Raw genomic sequence first — 19,032 nt, 5'->3', positions numbered from 1 at the left:
GTGATCGTGAGCGTGCACGTGGCCGTCTGTTCACTCTTGGTTCCCGATGCCTTAAGCAACCCGGGCTAACGTGGCCCTGTCGTGAACGGGTCAAGATCCGGCGTGGAGGAAGATGGTCGGCCGCACCACGCGCGGGAGCAAGGGTCGGCCGTGGCCTGGGTGGAATCCCCGCTGCAGATGCTCTGCGCGGTGGAGGCCCATCATGCGGGGTTGCTCGGCGCGGACACGCAGGTGGTGCCACGGGCCAAACTCCCCGCGCTGAACGCGACCCGCCGCGAGCTCAAAGGGCTGGCGCTGCCGCCCGGCGCGACGCTCACCGCGCCGGAGAGCGAGATGCGCCGCCCCCGCCGCGGCGCCACCTGGGCGGTGGGCGACGCGTTCTCCGGCAAGGTCCAGCTCAGCCTGCTCACCGCCTTCCCGCGCCGCGTGGTGATCGTCGACGACGGGCTCGCCACCATCCATCTGCTCGAACTTCTCGGCGGACGGCCCTGGAAGCCCCTGCTGCGGGCCAGAGCCCAGGCCGGGCCGCTGCGCTACGCCCTCGGCACCGCGGCCGGGCTGCGGCTGCGCGCCGCCGCCCGGGCCGGACGGCTGTCGGTCTTCACCGCGCTCCCCGTGCCCGAGGCCCTCGCCGACGGGGTCCGCCGCGCGGGCGCCCGGCTGGTGCTGCACGACTTCGCCTGGCTGCGCGCCCAGCCCCTCGCCCGGCCGCTGCCCGGCGAGCGGACGATCGTGCTCGGCACGTCGCTGGTCCGCAACGGCCTGATCCACCGCGACCGCTACTTCGACTGGCTCGCCGGGCTCGGCACGGACGGCCCGGTCGCCTATTTCCCGCACCGGAGAGAAGATCCCGGAGATCTCGATCGAGTTCGGGAACAACCGGGCATTCGGGTCTACGATGGCGGAGCGCCCGCCGAAATGACGCTACGCGGTCTGTCGGCGGAACAACGTGTGCTGAGCCTGCCCTCCACGGCCGTCACGTCGCTGCGGGTGCTGCTGTCGGCCCGCGGGGTGAGCGTCGACGCGGTGGAGGTGCCGGACGACTGGTGGACCGCGCAGGCGGCCCCCTCCCTACGTTCCCACCTGCAAATGTTCGCACATCATGACTCAGGAGTTACTCGGTGAAGGTCCTGGCGGTGGCCGACTCGGACTCTTATCTGAAGTGGGCCGCATGCCTGCTCGACGGCCTGCCCGCGGGGAGCGCCACAGAGCTCGTCGTCATCCGCACGCCGATCGCCCCCTCGTCCGGGCAGATCCGGGCCGCGGTCGCCGGCACCCGCTCCGGCGCCGCCGCGGCGCGGTCCGCCGGCCCGGCCGTGGAGGACGGTGACGACAGCGGCCTGCCTCCCGTCCTGTCCGCCCGCCGGCTGCGCCGCCTGGCCGAGCGGTTCCAGCCGGACGCGGTCCTGGTCGCCTGCACCGGCCCGGTGGTGGACGTGCTGGTCTCGGAGGTGCTCGACGGCCTCTCCCCGCGCCCGGTGTTCGTCTCCGGCCTGCCGGGCATCTCGGTGCCCGCGACCGACAAGGCGTGGCTGTTCCGCAGCGGCTGCGACCTGTTCGTGCTGCACAGCGGGCGCGAGGTGGGCGAGTTCTCGGCGGTGGCCGAGCGGCTCGGCGGGGGAGGGGCGATCGGGCTGGCCCGGCTGCCCTTCCTCGACCACGGGACCACGGTGGCGCCGACCGGCCCCCGCGACCGTGTCGTCTTCGCCACCCAGGCCAAGGTGCCGCGGCGCAGGGAGGACCGGGAGAGCGTGCTGTTCGCGCTGGCCGCGCTCGCCGACCGGCGCCCCGACCTCGACGTCGTGGTCAAGCTCAGGGCCAGGGACGGCGAGCGGCAGACGCACAACGAGCGCTACCACTACGAGCGGCTGTGGCGCGAGCTGGTCGCCCAGGGCCGGGTGCGCGACGGCGGCGTCCGGTTCGCCGACGGGGCCATGCACGAGCACCTCGCGCACGCCGTCGGATTCGTGACCGTCAGCTCCACCGCGGCCCTGGAGGCGATCGCCCAGTCGGTGCCGCTGCTGGTGCTGTCCGACTTCGGCGTCAGCGCCGAGATGATCAACCTCGTCTTCGAGGGCAGCGGCTGCCTCGGCACCCTGGAGGAGCTGGCCAAGGGCGAGTTCCGCGACCCGCTGCCCGCCTGGTGCCAGGCCAACTACTTCCACGACAGGGCCGCCGCCGACTGGGCCGCCCGGCTCGCGGCGATGTCCACCGAGGCCCGCGCCGGCCGGCTGCGCCCCGCCGCGTCCCTGCTCGACGGCCCGCAGCACGCCGCCGCCCGGCGCAGGGCCAGGCTCCGCGTCGAGATCCCGCCGGACATGCTCCGGGTGGGCTACCGCGCCAAGCGGCGGGTGCGCCGCTACCTCAAAGCCATCACCTGACAGCCGGAAAGGCCGGCCCCGCGTGAGCGGCGGCCGGCCACACGGGCGGCGTCAACGGCGCGAAAAGCCGATCAGATGGAACGCGAGAGCCTGCGGCGCAGCCGGTTGAGCGCGCTCGCCGGCTCCTTCGCCGGCCTGGCCGCCGCGCCGCCGTCCTCCACCCGGTACGGCACGCCGACCGAGGACAGCCGCTGGCGTTTGAAGTAGCGCCCCGGCCCCGCCTCGTCCACGTAGGCGGCGGCGGTCTCGCGCAGCTCCGGGTAGACCGTGCTCTGCATGCAGAACCCGACCGCCTGGACCAGCGGCACGACCCGCTCCGCGGCGACCGGCGGATCCTCCAGGCCGCCGTCCGGGCGCAGCAGCGGCGTGGTGGCGTCGATGAGGGTGGCGGGGACGCGGTTGCTGTTCTCGTACGGCGTGAGCCGTTCCAGCACGAGCTCCCCGCCCATGGTGGCCACCGGGAGGCCGAAGTAGCGCCGGGCGGTGGCCAGCGCGGTGGAGAAGCAGCCGACGACCAGCGACGGGCGCAGCGCGGCGAAGAGCGCCTCGGCGGGCACCGTCTCGCCCGCCACGACGAGCCTGACCCCGAGCTCCTCGGCGGTCTCCCGCAGCGCGCGCACGTGCCCCCGCCCGGCGGCGGGATGCGGCTTGAAGATCACCTGGGTGTGGCCGCGGGCGGCGAGGCCGCGCAGCATGTCGGCGTGCAGGGCCTCCTCCTCCGGGCGGCTGAGCACGTCCAGCGCGGAGAGGTACTGGCCCAGGATGAGCGGGTCGCCGGCCGCGTCGTCCGCCACCAGGTCCCGCACCGCGGCGGCCACCTGGCCGATCACGCCGGTGAACGCGGCGTCGGGGAGTCGCTCGGCCGGCACGCCGTACTCGCTGAGCAGCAGCGGGGTCAGGCCGGGCACCAGGTCCAGGTGGAGCAGCCGGGTGATGCGGCCGGAGATCTCCAGCGGCAGCGGGTCGCGGGTGGGGCCGTAGCTCATCAGGCCGTCGGAGTAGACCGTGATCGGGCAGTCCCGGACCAGTCCGGCGATCGTGCGCGCGGGCGGCACCGCGATGGACTCCACGACGAGCTCGTCCGGGCCGTCGCCGAGGGACAGGTGCGAGGACACCAGGCGGCCGATCATCGGCACCTCGATGACCCGGGCCTTCCAGTCCGACGGGTGCAACGGGGCGACGATCTCGTTCCACGACCAGACCTCGTCGAACCGCGAGCGCAGCGCCGCGAAGGCCGGGGCCTCGTCCAGCGCGGTGGCGACCTCGGGGATGGCGGCGTTGTTGGACACCATGAGGATCTGCCGCCCCTCGCGCGGGCCGAACCGCCCCGCGTCGATCGCGGCGGCCAGTGTCATGGCGCCGAACAGCGTCGAGGCGTAGAAGAGCCGGGTCATGCGTCCTCCTGCGGGGGCCGGGGGCCGGGCAGATCCACTTCCAGTTCCGGGATGAGGGCGCTCAGCGCCCGCGCGCGCTCGGACTCGATCCTGGTGAGCGTCGCGGCGAGCAGGTCGGAGGGCAGCCGCCGCAGCGCGTCCGCGGCCCGCTCGTCGAACTTCACCCGCAGCTCCGGGCTGAAGCGCTCGGCGAGTTCGAGGTGGTGCGCGATCAGCGCGCACAGGTTGCGCACCGCCTTGGGCAGGAAGACCGGCTCCTCTTCGAGGTCCTTGAACACCAGCTCGAAGGCGTCGAAGATCTGCAACTGCCGCTCGTCGCCGATCTGGGTGAGCGAGCCGGGCACCTGCCGCCGGTAGAAGAGCCCGGCGAGGGACACCACCGCGTACGAACGCGCCCTGCGGTGCAGCCGCCAGATCCACGGCCGGTCCTCGGCGGTGTGCAGATGGCCCGGGAAGGTCAGCAGGTCGCCCAGGTCACGCCGGTAGATCCCGGCCCACGCGTACGGGTAGTCGACCATCGACCTGCCGTCCACCGGCAGGATGCCGTCCCGGGGGTCGAGGACCACGCCGCGCCTGGCCTGCGGCGCCCGGTGCACGACCCGCTTGCGGCCCTCGGCCTGCACGTGGTCCACCCGGACGAAGTCGCAGCCCAGGTCCTCGATGGCGGCCACCAGCCGTGGAAGATAGCCCGGGGCGAGCCAGTCGTCGCCGTCCATGTACGTGACGTACCGGCCGGAGGCGAGCGACAGGCCCAGGTTGCGGGCGTCGGCCAGCCCGACGGGGGCCGGGTTGCGCAGGACGCTCAGCCCGGGCAGCTCACCGCGGAAGTCGTCGATGATCCGCCCGGTGGCGTCCGCCGATCCGTCGTCCACCACGATGAACTCGTAGCCTGGCCGCGCGTTGCGGGTCAGCGAGGTGAGCGCGTCGCCGATGTAGAGCTCGGCGTCCTTGACCGGCAGGACGACCGAAAGCGTGATCAAATCTCTCCTTCTGGGACCACGTTCCGACAGTGGGGGGAAGAGAACGTGATCCCGCGCGGGCGCGGGATCACGTTCCGGTTCGCCGGAGGCCGCCGGCCTCCCGGCGGTGTCAGACGGTCACGCGGCGCAGCCGGGACTTGGGCGCCTCCTCGCCGGGGAAGACGCGCTTGACGCCGTCACCGAGCGCGGTCTCGATGATCCGGATGTCCCGGACCAGGTGCTCCAGCCCGGCGGGCTCCAGCGAGGCGGCGTGGTCCGAACCCCACATCGTGCGGTCCAGCGTGATGTGCCGCTCCACGGCCACGGCGCCGAGGGTGACGGCCGCCATGGAGATCTGCAGGCCGCGCTCGTGACCCGAGTAGCCCACCGGCACGCCGTACCGTTCCTGGAGGGTGACGATCGTGCGGAGGTTGGCCTCCTCCGGGGGCAGCGGGTAGGTGGAGGTGGCGTGCATCATCACGAGCTTGCCGGTGCCGAGGATCTCCACGGCCCGGTCGATCTCCTCCAGCGTGGACATGCCGGTGGACAGGATGATCGGCTTGCCGGTGGCGGCGAGCACCCGCAGCATCTCGTGGTCGGTCACGCTGGCCGAGGCGACCTTGTGCGTGACGACGTTCATGTCCTCCAGGAACTCCACCGACGGCACGTCCCACGGCGAGGCGAACCACTGGACGCCGCGCTCCTCGCAGTACTTCGCGATCTGGGTGTACTCGTCGATGCCGAACTCGGTGCGCTCCTTGTACTCCAGGTACGTCATCTCGCCCCACGGCGTCTGACGGATCTGGTCACGCTGCTCCAGCGGGACGCAGATCTCCGGAGTGCGCTTCTGGAACTTCACCGCCTGGCAGCCCGCGTCGGCGGCCACGTCGATGAGCCGGCGCGCGATGTCCAGGTCGCCGTTGTGGTTGATGCCGATCTCGCCGATCATGTACACCGGCTGGCCGGCGCCCACGAGCAGGTCGCCGATCTGCACCGGCCTGGCCACCGGGCTGAGCCGCAGCTCGGCGCGCGGCGCGGCCGGCGCGGGCGCCAGCTCGGCGCCGGGCCGCGCGGCCAGCACCCGGTCGCACACCTCCCGTACGGCTCCCGCCCCGCCCGCGTGGGACAGCACGACGCGCGCGGCGGCGCGGACCCGCGGGTGCGCGTCCGGCACGGTGATCGGCCAGCCGACCTCGGCCATCGCGCCGAGATCGTTGACGTCGTTGCCCACGTAGGCGACGCGGGCCGGGTCGAGGCCCTCGATGGCCAGCCAGTCGCGCAGCACGGTCGCCTTGTCGGCCAGGCCCTGGAGCACCGGGACGCCGAGCTTGCGGGCGCGGGCGGTCACCACCGGGTTGTGCTCGGTGGACATGATCAGGAGCTTCACACCGGCCCGGCGCAGCAGCGAGACGCCCATGCCGTCGGAGCGGCTGACCGCGACCGACTCCCGGCCGTCCTGGTCGACGTGCGCGCTGTCGTCGGTGTGCACGCCGTCGAAGTCGGTGATCACGGCGTCGACGTCGATCGGCTCGGGCCGGTCCAGGACCGGGGCGAGCGCGCGGACGACCTCGAGGTCCTCCGGGGTGTCGACCTCGATGGCCTCGCCCGCGTCCACCGGCTGGACGGCGACCGTGCCGAAGAAGCGGTGGCCGTGCTCGCGCAGGCCCTCGGCGCGCATCACGTAGAAGGCGCCGGTCTCCCGGTAGTGCGGCTCCAGGTCCTGGCGGCGCGGCCGTACGGCGGGGTCGTGGTTGATGCCGGTGCCGTTCTCACCCCACAGGAACTCGTGGGTGGGCAGGCCGGAGAAGACGACATCCGCCTCGCCGGCGAGCACCTTGGCCACGGCGGCGTCGAGGTCGGCCGGGTCGATGAAGGCGCTGGTGCACTGGACGAGGAGGACCACGTCGGGTGCTTCGCCGGTGTTGTCGAGCGCGTGCAGCACGGCGGACTCGCTGGAGGCGGCGGCGCCGCTCAGCTCGGCCGGACGGTCGATCACCGTGGCGCCTGCTGCCCTGGCGGCTTCGGCGATCCCGTCATGGTCGGTGCTGACCACGACCTCGTCGACGAGCTCTGCCCGCACGCAGGCCCGGACCGCGCGGGCGACGAGCGGCGTGCCGCCCACCTGGGCGAGATTCTTCAGCGGGACGCCCACTGAACCACCACGGGCGGGAACAACGGCCAGGACTCGCAAGATAACTCCTCATGACTGACGAAAACGGCCCTGAGCTGGGGGTGCATCGAAACCTAGCCATGGGGGTGTCCTTTCGGGGGTGACTGAGCTGAACGCCCAACGTCGTGCTTGTTAACTTTGCGTGCCTTAGACCCTTCGCTGGGTCTACCGGGAGATGGCCGGCGACGCACCTGGACGGCGAAACCGCCGGTCGGCGCGGGGTGGGGCGCGCGGCCCGCGGTTTCCGCGCGGCACGGTCGCCGGACCAAGATGCGGGCGGCCGCTTCAAGATCCCTTACTGAAAATTCCTGCAAGTTAGCAGCGGGGTCGATATCGGGGCATATATGGCTAACCGCAGGGTGAGAACGCCCTATCTTGGTAACTTTCCGTAATGGATCAATACCTCTTTGGTAGTGAGAGACATGCGCCGAGCCTTACCCGCCGTGACGATCATCGCGGCGCTGGCGCTCGCGGTCTCCGCCTGTGGCGGCGACGGTGGTGGGACGGCGGCGCCGGCGCGGAGCGTCGCCGACCCGACGAAGATCACGGGTGAGGTCACCTGGTGGGACACCACCAGGCCGGACAGCGAGGGGCCGGTGTTCCGGGCCCTCATCGGGAAGTTCCAGGCCGCCTATCCCGGCATCAAGGTCAACTACGTCAACGTCCCCTTCGAGCAGGCGCAGAACCAGTTCCAGACGGCCGCCCAGGCCGGCACCGGGGCGCCGGACGTGATCCGGGCCGAGGTCGCCTGGACCCCGCAGTTCGCCTCGCTCGGCTACCTCCAGCCGCTGGAGGGCACCCGCGCCCTCGACGGGACCGAGGGCGACTTCCTGCCCGGCCCGCTCAGCAGCACGAAGTACGGCGGCAGGACCTGGGCGGTGCCGCAGGTCACCGACTCCCTGGCGCTGGTCTACAACAAGCGGTTGCTCCGGGAGGCCGGGCACGACGGGCCGCCGGCGACCATGGAGGAGCTGAAGACCTTCGCGCTCGACGTCAAGGAGAAGACCGGCGCCGAAGGGCTCGCGCTCAACGTCGACTCCTACTTCCTGCTGCCGTTCATCTACGGCGAGGGCGGCGACCTGCTCGACGTCGCCGCCAGGAAGATCGTGGTGAACTCGCCGGCCAACGTGCGGGCGATGACCACGGTCGCCGGGCTCGTCTCCTCCGGGGCCGCCGCCAGGCCCGCCGTCCAGGACAGCTACGTCAACGCCATGACCGCCATCAAGGAGGGCAAGGCGGCCATGATCTTCAACGGGCCGTGGGCGCTGTCCGAGCTGTACCAGGGCGCCGAGTTCACCGACAAGGAGAACCTCGGCATCGCGCCGGTGCCCAGAGGCTCGGCCCGCGCCGGCGCCCCGACCGGCGGGCACAACCTCGCCGTCTACGCCGGCTCCAAGAACCTCGACGCCTCCTACGAGTTCGTCCGCTTCATGACCTCCACCGAGTCGCTGGCCGAGATGTCCGCCGGGCTCGGCCTGCTGCCGCCCCGGCTGTCCGCCTTCGATCGGCCCGAGGTCAGGGCCCGCGCCGACGTCGGCGTCTTCAAGCCGATCATGGAGACCGCGGTGCCCAGGCCGTGGATCCCCGAGGGCGGCCAGCTCTTCCAGCCCCTGCTGGAGGGCTACCAGGCGCTGCTGAGCGGCAAGGAGACCCCGGAGGCCATGGTGGCGGCCGTGGACCGGAAGTACCGGGACATCTTCAAGGGCTGGAGCTGATCGGTGTGACCGTCTCCGCCACACGCGCGGACGGCGCCCCGCGGGAGGACTCCCCGGCCGCCCGCCGCCGGCCGGGCAGGTGGCGCGAGACCGCCGGCCGGCACTGGTACGCCTGGGCGATGGTCGCACCGGTGATCGTCGTGATGGGCGTCCTCGTCGGCTGGCCGCTGGCCAGGGGCGTCTACCTGTCCCTGACCGACGCCACCGAGGCGAACATCGGCCGGACCATCGGCGTCAACGTCATCCCGGCCACCTACGAGTTCACCGGTCTCGCCAACTACCTGGAGATCCTGTCCGGCGGGCTCTTCTGGGCGAAGCTGGCCTGGACCGCCGGGTGGACGGCCGCCTGCGTCGCACTCCACTACGGCATCGGCCTGGGCCTCGCCATGCTGCTCAACCGGCGGCTGCGGTTCCGCTCGGTCTACCGGGTGCTGCTCATCCTGCCGTGGGCGATCCCGGCCTTCGTGGCGGCCTTCGTCTGGCGGTACCTGTACAACAGCGACTACGGCGTGCTCAACGCCATGCTGGAGGCCGCCGGCCTGCCGGCCGTGGGCTGGCTCGACGAGCCGCTCACCGCCCGGATCGCGGTGATCGCGGTCAACGTGTGGCTGGGCGTGCCGTTCATGATGGTGGCGATGCTGGGCGGGCTCCAGGCCATCCCCGGGGAGCTGTACGAGGCGGCCGAGGTGGACGGCGCGTCGCCCGCGCGGCGCTTCCGGCACATCACCCTGCCGGGGCTGCGCGCGGTCTCCGGCACCGTGATCCTGCTCGGCACCATCTGGACCTTCAACATGTTCCCGGTGATCTACCTGGTCACCGGGGGAGGACCCGGCAGCGAGACGGAGATCCTGGTGACCTACGCCTTCCGCGAGGCGTTCACCGGGGTGCGCGACTACTCGGGGTCCGCCACCTGGGGAGTGATCATCCTCGCGCTCCTCGTCCTGCTCGCCCTGGTCTACCGCCGCGCGCTGCGCAGGCAGGGGGAGGTCTGGTGAGTCCCACCACCGCACGCGCCGCCCGGCGCCGCTCGCCGCGTCCCCGGGGGCGCGGCGAGCGGGGGCCCGGCGCCTCCGTGGCGCTGCACGCGACGCTGGTCGCCGCCGTGCTCGTCTCGCTGTTCCCGATCGCCTGGCTGCTGCTGACCTCGCTCAAGCCGCGCGCGGGCTGGCTGTCCACCGAGCTGGAGTTGTTCCGCGACCCGTCCCTGGGCAACTACGCCAGGGTGCTGGGCGAGACGGGCTTCCCCGGCTGGCTGCTGAACTCCGCGCTGGTCGCCGGGCTCACCATGGTGCTCGGCGTCTTCCTCGCCGCGACCACGGGCTACGCGGTCAGCAGGTTCCGCTTCCCCGGGTACCGCGGGGTGATGTGGCTGCTGCTGGTCACCCAGATGTTCCCGGTGGCGATCCTGATCGTGCCGCTGTACAACCTGATGGCCGGGCTGGGCCTGCTCAACCGGATCCCCGGGCTGGTCATCGCCTACATGACGGTGGCGGTGCCGTTCTGCGCCTGGATGATGAAGAGCTACTTCGACTCCATCCCGCGCGAGCTCGACGAGGCCGGCATGGTGGACGGGCTTAGCCCGTTCGGCGCGTTCTGGCGGGTGGTGCTCCCGCTGGCCAGGCCCGGCCTCGCGGTCACCGCGTTCTACTCGTTCATGACCGCCTGGGGCGAGGTCGCGTACGCCACGGTGTTCATGACCGGGGAGGAGAACCACACGCTGGGCGCCGGATTGCAGCTTTTCGTCGGGCAGCACTGGTCCGACTGGGGGCTGCTCACCGCCGCGGCGGTGCTGATCGCGGTGCCCGCCTCCGTCGTCTTCCTGCTGGTGCAACGCCATCTCGTGACCGGGCTGACCGCCGGTGCCACGAAGGCATAGCACCCCTGTAACCATTTATCCGTATATTCCGCTTGTCCAGTCGGTACTGGTTGATTCGGGGAGAACCCTATGACGGAGCTGGTCCAGCAGAGCACGCCCGCGGCGACGGGCGACGCGACCCGCTGGTGGCGTGACGCGGTGATCTACCAGATCTACGTGCGCAGCTTCGCCGACGGCAACGGCGACGGGATCGGCGACCTGCTCGGCGTGCGCAGCCGGCTGGAGTACCTGTCCGGCCTCGGCGTGGACGCGATCTGGCTGACCCCCTTCTACACCTCCCCGATGGCCGACTTCGGCTACGACGTGGCCGACTACCGGAACGTGGACCCGATCTTCGGCTCGCTCGGCGACGCCGCCGCGCTGGTGCGGGACGCCCACCGGCACGGCCTGCGGGTGATCGTGGACGTGGTGCCCAACCACACCTCCGACCGCCACGCGTGGTTCCAGGCGGCCGTGCAGGCCGGCCCGGGCGCCCCCGAGCGGGCCCGTTACGTCTTCCGGCCGGGCAGGGGCGAGCAGGGCGAGCTCCCGCCGAACGACTGGGAGTCCGTCTTCGGCGGTCCCGCCTGGACCCGGCTGCCCGACGGCGAGTGGTACCTGCACCTGTTCGCCCCCGAGCAGCCCGACCTGGACTGGGAGAACCCGGAGGTCCACGCGGAGTTCGAGGACGTCCTGCGGTTCTGGCTGGACCTCGGCGTGGACGGGTTCCGCATCGACGTCGCGCACGGCATGGTCAAGGCGGCCGGGCTGCCCGACGTCGGCCACGCCGACCAGGTGCGGATGCTCGGCACCGAGGTGCTGCCCTACTTCGACCAGGACGGCGTGCACGAGATCCACCGCGCCTGGCGGCGGCTGCTCGACTCCTACCCCGGCGAGCGCATCGCCGTGGCCGAGGCGTGGGCGCCGACGATCGACCGGCTCGCCCGTTACGTCCGCCCGGACGAGACGCACCAGGCGTTCAACTTCCACTACCTCACCGCGAACTGGGACGCGGCGTCCTTCCGGGCCGTGATCGAGGAGTCCCTGGCCACCGCCGGGCTGGTCGGGGCGCCCTCCACCTGGGTGCTGTCCAACCACGACGTCAAGCGGCACGTCACCCGCTACGGCGGCGGCGAACTCGGTCTGCGCAGGGCCAGGGCCGCCGCCCTGCTCACCCTGGCCCTGCCCGGCTCCGCCTACGTCTACCAGGGCGAGGAACTCGGTCTGCCCGAGGTGCTCGACCTGCCCGAGGAGTTCCTGCGCGACCCGCAGCGGCTGCGCGCCCCCGAGGATGGCAGGGACGGCTGCCGGGTGCCCATCCCGTGGGCCCACGCCGAACCGCCGTTCGGCTTCTCCCCGCTCGGCATCGCGCAGAGCTGGCTGCCCATGCCCGCCTCCTGGGGCCCGCTCAGCGTCGAGGCCCAGCTCCGCGACCCGGCCTCGATGCTGGCCCTCTACCGCGAGGCGCTGCGGCTGCGCCGCGAGCTGCCCGGCCTCGGCGACGGCGCGCTCACCTGGCTCGACTCCCCGGCGGGCACGCTGGCCTTCGCCCGCGACGGCGGTTTCACGTGCACGGTCAACCTCGGCCCCGAGCCCGCCGCAATGCCCGTGCCCGGCGAGCTGCTGCTGGCCAGCGCGGAGGTGACCGTGCAGGGTGGCGCCGTACGGCTGCCGGCGGACTGCGCCGCGTGGTGGCGGAGCGCGTAGCGGCGGCGGAGGGCGGGCGGGCATGGCGGCGACGGCGGCCGGCGGCGGGCCGGACGGCGGCGGCTTCGCCCGGCTCTCCGACGTCGCCGGGCAGGCGGGGGTCAGCGAGGCGACGGTGAGCCGGGTGCTGAACGGCAGGCCGGGGGTGTCGGCGGCGACGCGGCAGGCGGTGCTGGCGGCGCTGGACGTGATGGGGTACGAGCGTCCGCAGCGGTTGCGGCAGCGGAGCAACGGGCTGGTCGGGCTGGTGACTCCGGAGCTGGACAACCCGATCTTCCCGGCGTTCGCCCAGGCGTTCGAGCGGGCGCTGACCCAGCACGGCTACACGCCGGTGCTGTGCACCCGGCTGCCCGGCGGGACGGTGGAGGACGACTTCACCGAGTTGCTCGTCGAACGCGGGGTGAGCGGCATCATCTTCGTCTCCGGCAGGCACGCCGACGTCACCGCGAGCTCCGACCGCTACACCAGGCTCGTCGGGCAGGGCGTGCCCATCGTCCTGCTCAACGGGCACGCCGGCGACGTCCCCGCCCCGTTCATCTCCCCGGACGACGCCGCGGCGGCCCGGCTCGCCGTACGGCATCTGGTGGACCTCGGGCACGAGCGGATCGGGCTGGCCGTGGGGCCGGCCCGGTTCGTGCCGGTGATCCGGAAGACGGCGGGCTACCGGGAGGCGATGCGGCACGTGGGAGAGGAGTCGGTCGCGCACTCGTTGTTCTCCGTGGAGGGCGGGCAGGCGGCGGCGGCCGTGCTGCTGGAGCGCGGCTGCACCGGGATCGTCTGCGCCAGCGACCTGATGGCGCTCGGCGCGATCAGAGCCTGCCGGGAGCGCGGGCTGACCGTCCCCGGCGACGTGTCGGTGGTGGGCTTCGACGACTCGCCGCTGATCGCGTTCACCGACCCGCCGCTGACCACCGTGCGCCAGCCCGTCGGATCGATGGTCGCGGCGGCGGTGCACACGCTGCTGGAGTCGATCGCCGGCGCCCCGCCGCGCCACTCGGAGCTGATCTTCCAGCCCGAGCTGATCGTCAGGGGGTCCACCGGGTCCGGGCCCAGGGTCGCCCGCTGAGTCACAGGCTGCGATTCGGTAAAACCTGTGCCACGAGTCCGGCGCGGCTCTCGTGTCACCGGCGTCGCACGCGTTACTCTCTGTCACCCTTTCGGATCTTCACGTCTTGAGCGGTGGAACGATGAGTGACGCCCTGGTGCGCTGGACCCTGCCCGTGGCCGCCGCGCCGTTACTGGTCACGATGACCACGCCCGGAGCCGCCGGGGCGCTCGCCGCGGGCGCGCTCGGCGGGTCGTCCGGCACGGTCTACTACGTCGACGCCGAGGACGGCGACGACGACGCCCCGGGGACCGGCCCCGGCAAGGCGTGGCGGTCGCTGAAGCCGGTGAACGACGCCGGGCTCGGCCCCGGCGACACCGTGCGGTTCGAGCGCGGCGGCCGGTGGACCGGCGTCCTGACCCTCACCGGCGACGGGACCGCGGACCGGCCGATCGCCGTGACCGCCTACGGCGAGGGCCCCGAGCCGGTCGTCACCGGCGCGGACGGCGCCTGCGTCCGGGTCGAGGGCTCCCACTGGCGGATCAGCGCCCTGCGGGCCAGCGGGTGCGACTGGGCGGGCTTCGAGATCACCGGCGACCGCAACGAGCTGGTGGGCGTCAAGGCCGACCGGAACGTCGCCGGCGTGGTGATCACGAACGCCGGGTCGCACAACGTCGTCAGGGACAGCGAGCTGACCGCCAACAACCGGATGAGCGTCAACGACGGCGCGCACGACAACGACTCCGGCGCCTTCGGCGTGCTCCTCAACGGCGACGACAACCTGGTGACCGCCAACCGGATCAGCGGCAGCTTCGCGCGCAGCGTCGACTACGGGTACGACGGCGCCGCCGTGGAGATCTTCAACGGCGACCGGAACCGGATCACCCACAACGTCGCCCACGACAACGAGACCTTCACCGAGCTGGGCGCGGAGAAGGGCAGGACCGCCTCGGGCAACGTCTTCGCGCACAACGTGGTCACCTCCTCCAGGAAGCACGGGGCCTTCCTGGTCACCCGCGGCCCCGGGCACGTGGTCGGCCCGGTGAAGGGCACGGTGGCCGTGCACAACTCGGTCCACCTGCCCGGACGCGACACGCTCGGCTGGTCCTGCCACGACGGCTGCTCCCCGGACATCCTCCGGCTGCGCTACAACGTGATCTCGGTGGGCGGCGTCGCTGGCGACGAGGACGCCAAGGGGGCCGACGAGGCGGGCGGCGTCTACCGCGGGCGCTCGCTGAAGTTCAAGCTCGGCCCGCGTTCCGTCCAGGCCGATCCGCGCTTCCGCGGCGACCGCGACCTGCGGCTGCGCCCCGGCTCGCCCGCCCTCCGCCGCGCCGCGAGGCTCGCCCCCCTCTGGTACGGCGGCGCCGCCCTCGTCAGGGACGTCACCGGCCGCCCCCTCCCCGCCCTCCCCGACGCCGGCGCCTACCAGCACTGACCCCCGGCGCCTGCCGGGACCTCCCTCCGGCGCCTGCCGGAGACGTCCTTCTCCCGCGCGAGGGGGTGAACAGGGCACTGATCTCACCATGAAAGGTCAAATCACTGTTTTGTGCGGAATTCCATCGGACATCTTTGGAAAACATGATGGAAACCCGCTTACGCCAATGTTTGTGGCGGAAGAGAGGTGATGGCGATGCTGATGCGGGTCAGAGTGTCGCTTCCCGACCGGCCGGGGGCCCTCGGACAGGTGGCCCGGTCCCTCGGGACCCTGGGCGCGGACATCCACCAGGTGACGGTCCTGGAACGGGAGGCGGGCCGGGCCGTGGACGACTTCACGGTGTCCTGGCCGGGGACGCCCGGTGTGGACGAGGTGCGCGACCGGCTCTCCGCCGTGCCGGGGGTGCACGTGGAGGGCGCGTGGCCGACCAGGGACGTGCCCGGCTCGGCGCCGGACTACGACCTTCTCCGGCATGTGGCGGCCGACCCGGGGCGGGCGTTCGCCACACTGGTGGACGCGGTGCCCGACCTGGTCGGGGCCGACTGGGCGGCGGTCGTGGCCACCGGGCCGCAGGGCGAGGGAGCCGCGGGGGAGGCGGGGCCGGGGGACGGCGGGGCGAGGACGCCGCCGATCGTGCACCGGAGCTGGCGGACGCCGCCGGAGCTGGTGTTCGCCGAGCCGGTGCCGCAGCGCCCGCAGGTGTTCGGCGACGGCGAGGCCAGGTTCATGGCGGTGCCCCTCGACGGCACCGGGCTGTGCCTGGTCACCGGCCGGCTCGACGGCCTGCCCTTCCACCGGGCCGAGCTGGCCAAGCTGGCGCGGGTCACGGAGCTCGTCGCGATGCTGGCCCGCTCCGGCGCCGAGGCCGTGCCGGGCTGACCCGGCACGGGACCGGGACTACCGGCGGGGCGGGTCGATCCGGCCGCCGTCGGTGGTGAAGAGCATCAGGCGGTTGACGTCCACGCCGACCTTGGCGTGTTCGCCCGAGCGCCAGGCCGGGCGGGAGCCGAGCCGGACGACGAGGTCGGCGCGGCGGTGGCTGCCGGAGCCGGCGGGCTGCCCGCCGGTCTCCTCCGCCTCCTCCTCCGGGGGCTCGGGCTGGGCGCCCGACAGCAGGCGGCGCATCATCGACCGCGCGCGCCCGGGTGCGGCGGCGCCGCCGGTGCCGTGGTGGCGGGGGTCGGGCGGCTCGGGCACGGCCGCCGAGGGCAGGCCCGCCTCCAGGTAGGCCAGCCACTCGTGGCCGTGGTACTCCAGCGTGCGCACCCGGCCGGTGAACGAGGGCCCGTCGTAGTTGTCCGGCACCGGGACCAGGGCGTCGGGGCGGATGCCGACGATGATGTGCCCGCCGACGTGCTGGGAGACGGCGTAGGCGCGCGGGTCGCTCCACGGGATCGCCAGCCGGTGCAGGCCGAAGTCCAGCATGACGTACTGGTTCTGCGGGGTGCGGACCTGCGGCGCGAGCAGGTTGAGCTGCTGGGAGCTGAGGAAGGCGGCCACGAACGCGGTGGCCGGGTCGTTGTAGATCTGGGCGGGCGTCCCGACGTCCTGGAGCACCCCGCGGTTCATGATCGCGATCCGGTCGGCCAGGGTGAGCGCCTCGATCTGGTCGTGGGTGACGTAGACGGTGGTCACGCCGACGGAGCGGACCAGCGAGGAGATCTCCATCCGCAGTTCGGTGCGCATCCCGGCGTCCAGGTTGGACAGCGGCTCGTCCATCAGGAAGAGCGAGGGCTGCCGGACGATCGCCCGGCCCATCGCCACCCGCTGACGCTGCCCGCCGGAGAGCGTTCCGGGCCGCCGCTCCAGCGTCTCGTCGATGCGCAGCGCCTTGGACAGCTCGGTGACCCGCTCCCGGACCATCGCCGGGTCGGCCTTGGCGATCTCCAGCGGGAAGGACATGTTGCCGCGCACCGTCCGGTGCGGATAGAGGGCGCCGTTCTGGAAGACCATCGCCACGTCCCGGTCGCGCGGGGGGAGGTCGTTGGCGAGCCGGCCGCCGAGCCACAGGTCGCCGTCGGTGATGTCCTCCAGCCCGGCGATCATGCGGAGCAGCGTGGACTTCCCGCAGCCGGAGGGACCGAGCAGGACCAGGAACTCGCCCTCGTCCGCGCGCAGGCTCAACCGGTCCACAGCGAGGAAGCCACCCGGGTACACCTTGGTCACACTGTCAAGGACGACCGTACTCATTTGGCCTGCTCCGCCCGCATCCTGGAAGCCCTGCCAGCCTCCCCACAGTGGGGGCCGCTGATCCGCAGGTCGGAGTTACAGACGCCGGCTGTGGCGGTGCTGATTGATGAGGTAGTACATCGCGCGCGATAGGGCTGTGTCCATATGTCCTAGGAAAAAACTGTATCCGTAGTGTTTCGGGAATGTGTTTCCGGTTGGCCCGGTAATAGCGGACATTTCGGATAGAGCGCCCTGGTGGGTCAGCCCGCGCGGGAGGCGTTCCACGCCGGTGACCACCGCTGCCTGGGCGTTCTCCTCCGGGCCGGCCGGTCGCTCGCAGGGCTGCCGGGTTCACGCATTGTCACGTTTCTGGTAAGCGCCCCTACCGGGCCGGTGTCCCTTTTCCGGGGGCCCGCGAACGGCCACGGGGCGCCGGGGCCGGGCCGCGTACAGTACTCCCATGAACGGGACCCGCCTCTCCGACATCGCGGCTCAGGCAGGGGTCAGCGAGGCGACGGTGAGCCGGGTGCTGAACGGCAGGCCGGGGGTGTCGGCGGCGACGCGGCAGGCGGTGCTGGCGGCGCTGGACGTGATGGGGTACGAGCGTCCGCAGCGGTTGCGGCAGCGGAGCAACGGGCTGGTCGGGCTGGTGACTCCGGAGCTGGACAACCCGATCTTCCCGGCGTTCGCCCAGGCGGTGGAGAAGGTGCTCATCCAGCACGGCTACACCGCGGTGCTGTGCACCCAGTTGCCCGGCGGCGCGCCGGAGGACGAGTTCACCGAGATGCTGATCGACCGGGGGGTCAGCGGCATCGTCTTCGTCTCCGGGCTGCACGCCGACACCACCGCGCGGATGGACCGCTACACCAGGCTCACCGACCGGGGGCTGCCCATCGTCCTGGTCGACGGCTACAACGAGCACATCGCGGCGCCCTTCATCTCACCCGACGACCGGCTCGCCGCCGGGCTCGCCGTACGGCATCTGGTGGACCTCGGGCACGAGCGGATCGGGCTGGCCGTGGGGCCGGCCCGGTTCGTGCCGGTGATCCGGAAGACGGCGGGTTACCGCGAGGCGGTGCGGCGGGTGGCGGGTGAGGAACTGGTCGCGCACTCGTTGTTCTCGGTGGAGGGCGGGCAGGCGGCGGCGGCCGTGCTGCTGGAGCGCGGCTGCACCGGGATCGTCTGCGCCAGCGACCTGATGGCGCTCGGCGCGATCAGAGCCTGCCGGGCACGCGGCCTGACCGTCCCCGGCGACGTGTCGGTGGTGGGCTTCGACGACTCGCCGCTGATCGCCTTCACCGACCCGCCGCTGACCACCGTGCGCAAGCCGATCGGCCCGATGGCCGCGGCGGCCGTCGAGACGCTGCTGGAGGCGGTCAACGGCGCGCCCGCCAAACACGTCGAGCTCGTCTTCCAGCCCGAGCTGGTGGTGCGCGGCTCCACCGGCTCGGGCCCCCTCGTCAGCCGCTGACGGGCACCGGGACGAGGGGCCGGACGAGATCCTGCACGAGGTCCTGCGCCAGGTCCTGCGCGAGGTCCTGCACGAGGGTCCTGTGCGAGGTCCGGGACGCCGGTCAGCGCAGGGCGGCGGCCTCGGCGGCGAGCTTCTCGATCCGGGCGTAGTCCCCGCTCGCCAGCGCGTCGGCCGGCGTGAGCCAGGAGCCGCCCACGCAGCCGACGTTGGGCAGCGCCAGGTAGGCGGCGGCGGTGTCCGGGCGGATGCCGCCGGTCGGGCAGAAGCGCACCTCGGGCACCGGCCCGGACAGCGCCTTCAGGTAGCCGATGCCGCCGGCCGCCTCGGCCGGGAAGAACTTCTGCTCGGTGATCCCCCGCTCGGCCAGGGCCATCACCTCGGTCACGGTGACCGCACCGGGCAGGAACGGCAGCCCGGTGTCGATCAGCGCGTCGGTCAGCGCGGGCGTCGTACCGGGGCTGACCAGGAACCGCGCGCCGGCCCGGACGGAGGCGTCCACGTCGGCGACCGACTTGACCGTGCCCGCGCCGATCACCGCGTCCGGCACCTCGGCGGCGATCCGGGCGATCGACTCCAGCGCGGCGGCCGTGCGCAACGTCACCTCGATGACCGGCAGCCCGCCCGCCACCAGCGCGCGGGCCATCGGCACCGCCGTCTCCACGTCGTCGATCACGACCACCGGCACGACGGGTGCGAGGTCTAGCAGACTCATCCGGTCCTCCATG

General features: G+C 72.6%; 15 protein-coding genes. 10 read left to right on the top strand and 5 right to left on the bottom strand.

The features are described 5' to 3' along the window. Positions 1 to 150: 150 nt before the first annotated feature. Both QSK26_RS08650 and QSK26_RS08645 read left to right on the top strand, forming a co-directional pair. The gene (locus QSK26_RS08650; RefSeq protein ID WP_285774476.1) at positions 151 to 1,125 is read left to right on the top strand and encodes a hypothetical protein; all 975 of its coding nucleotides are present in this window, start codon (positions 151 to 153) and stop codon (positions 1,123 to 1,125) included. Further along, positions 1,122 to 2,381: a DUF6716 putative glycosyltransferase gene (locus tag QSK26_RS08645; protein WP_285774475.1), complete on the top strand. Its 1,260-nt coding sequence runs from the start codon at positions 1,122 to 1,124 to the stop codon at positions 2,379 to 2,381. Before QSK26_RS08650 ends, QSK26_RS08645 begins: the two co-directional genes overlap by 4 nt. 71 nt (positions 2,382 to 2,452) lie before the next feature. On the opposite strand, the gene QSK26_RS08640 is transcribed toward QSK26_RS08645, so the two are convergent. The 3 genes from QSK26_RS08640 to QSK26_RS08630 all read right to left on the bottom strand — a co-directional run bounded on the left by QSK26_RS08640 (position 2,453) and on the right by QSK26_RS08630 (position 6,925). Further along, entirely contained in the window at positions 2,453 to 3,775 is a 1,323-nt protein-coding gene (locus QSK26_RS08640; protein WP_285774474.1) for an alpha-2,8-polysialyltransferase family protein, read from the bottom strand. Further along, the gene (locus QSK26_RS08635) at positions 3,772 to 4,755 is read right to left on the bottom strand and encodes a glycosyltransferase family 2 protein (protein ID WP_285774473.1); all 984 of its coding nucleotides are present in this window, start codon (positions 4,753 to 4,755) and stop codon (positions 3,772 to 3,774) included. The genes QSK26_RS08640 and QSK26_RS08635 overlap by 4 nt, the downstream gene beginning before the upstream one ends. Before the next feature lie 109 nt (positions 4,756 to 4,864). Next, positions 4,865 to 6,925 (bottom strand): N-acetylneuraminate synthase family protein, encoded by a 2,061-nt coding sequence (locus QSK26_RS08630; protein ID WP_285774472.1) that lies wholly within the window; start codon positions 6,923 to 6,925, stop codon positions 4,865 to 4,867. Between the two features lie 422 nt (positions 6,926 to 7,347). Here QSK26_RS08630 and QSK26_RS08625 point away from each other — a divergent pair, with 422 nt between their 5' ends. The 7 genes from QSK26_RS08625 (at position 7,348) to QSK26_RS08595 (ending at position 15,543) form a co-directional block, all read left to right on the top strand. Continuing rightward, positions 7,348 to 8,619 (top strand): extracellular solute-binding protein, encoded by a 1,272-nt coding sequence (locus QSK26_RS08625; protein WP_285774471.1) that lies wholly within the window; start codon positions 7,348 to 7,350, stop codon positions 8,617 to 8,619. A 5-nt stretch (positions 8,620 to 8,624) separates the two neighbouring features. Continuing rightward, positions 8,625 to 9,614, top strand: a complete 990-nt coding sequence (locus tag QSK26_RS08620) for a carbohydrate ABC transporter permease (protein WP_285774470.1) — start codon at positions 8,625 to 8,627, stop codon at positions 9,612 to 9,614. Then, positions 9,611 to 10,495, top strand: coding sequence for a sugar ABC transporter permease (locus QSK26_RS08615; protein ID WP_285774469.1), 885 nt, complete (start codon positions 9,611 to 9,613; stop codon positions 10,493 to 10,495). Before QSK26_RS08620 ends, QSK26_RS08615 begins: the two co-directional genes overlap by 4 nt. A 69-nt stretch (positions 10,496 to 10,564) precedes the next feature. Then, entirely contained in the window at positions 10,565 to 12,181 is a 1,617-nt protein-coding gene (locus tag QSK26_RS08610) for a glycoside hydrolase family 13 protein (protein WP_285774468.1), read from the top strand. A gap of 22 nt (positions 12,182 to 12,203) precedes the next feature. Next, positions 12,204 to 13,247: a LacI family DNA-binding transcriptional regulator gene (locus QSK26_RS08605; RefSeq protein ID WP_285774467.1), complete on the top strand. Its 1,044-nt coding sequence runs from the start codon at positions 12,204 to 12,206 to the stop codon at positions 13,245 to 13,247. 121 nt (positions 13,248 to 13,368) lie between these two features. Then, the gene (locus QSK26_RS08600; protein WP_285774466.1) at positions 13,369 to 14,664 is read left to right on the top strand and encodes a right-handed parallel beta-helix repeat-containing protein; all 1,296 of its coding nucleotides are present in this window, start codon (positions 13,369 to 13,371) and stop codon (positions 14,662 to 14,664) included. A 189-nt stretch (positions 14,665 to 14,853) separates the two neighbouring features. Next, a complete protein-coding gene (locus QSK26_RS08595) occupies positions 14,854 to 15,543 on the top strand; it encodes an ACT domain-containing protein (protein ID WP_285774465.1) in 690 nt (229 codons plus the stop codon). An 18-nt stretch (positions 15,544 to 15,561) separates the two neighbouring features. On the opposite strand, the gene QSK26_RS08590 is transcribed toward QSK26_RS08595, so the two are convergent. Beyond that, the gene (locus tag QSK26_RS08590) at positions 15,562 to 16,854 is read right to left on the bottom strand and encodes an ABC transporter ATP-binding protein (RefSeq protein ID WP_285774464.1); all 1,293 of its coding nucleotides are present in this window, start codon (positions 16,852 to 16,854) and stop codon (positions 15,562 to 15,564) included. Positions 16,855 to 17,293: 439 nt separating this feature from the next. Between QSK26_RS08590 and QSK26_RS08585 the strand changes: the two genes are divergently transcribed. Next, entirely contained in the window at positions 17,294 to 18,304 is a 1,011-nt protein-coding gene (locus QSK26_RS08585; protein WP_285774463.1) for a LacI family DNA-binding transcriptional regulator, read from the top strand. 103 nt (positions 18,305 to 18,407) lie between these two features. On the opposite strand, the gene eda is transcribed toward QSK26_RS08585, so the two are convergent. Beyond that, positions 18,408 to 19,019: a bifunctional 4-hydroxy-2-oxoglutarate aldolase/2-dehydro-3-deoxy-phosphogluconate aldolase gene (gene eda, locus QSK26_RS08580; RefSeq protein WP_285774462.1), complete on the bottom strand. Its 612-nt coding sequence runs from the start codon at positions 19,017 to 19,019 to the stop codon at positions 18,408 to 18,410. Between the last annotated feature and the right edge of the window lie 13 nt (positions 19,020 to 19,032).

The organism is Microtetraspora sp. NBRC 13810 (assembly GCF_030268685.1).
Lineage (GTDB): Bacteria > Actinomycetota > Actinomycetes > Streptosporangiales > Streptosporangiaceae > BSRQ01.
Note: the sequence above shows the minus strand (reverse complement) of the source record. Positions and strands in the feature narration are given on the sequence as shown.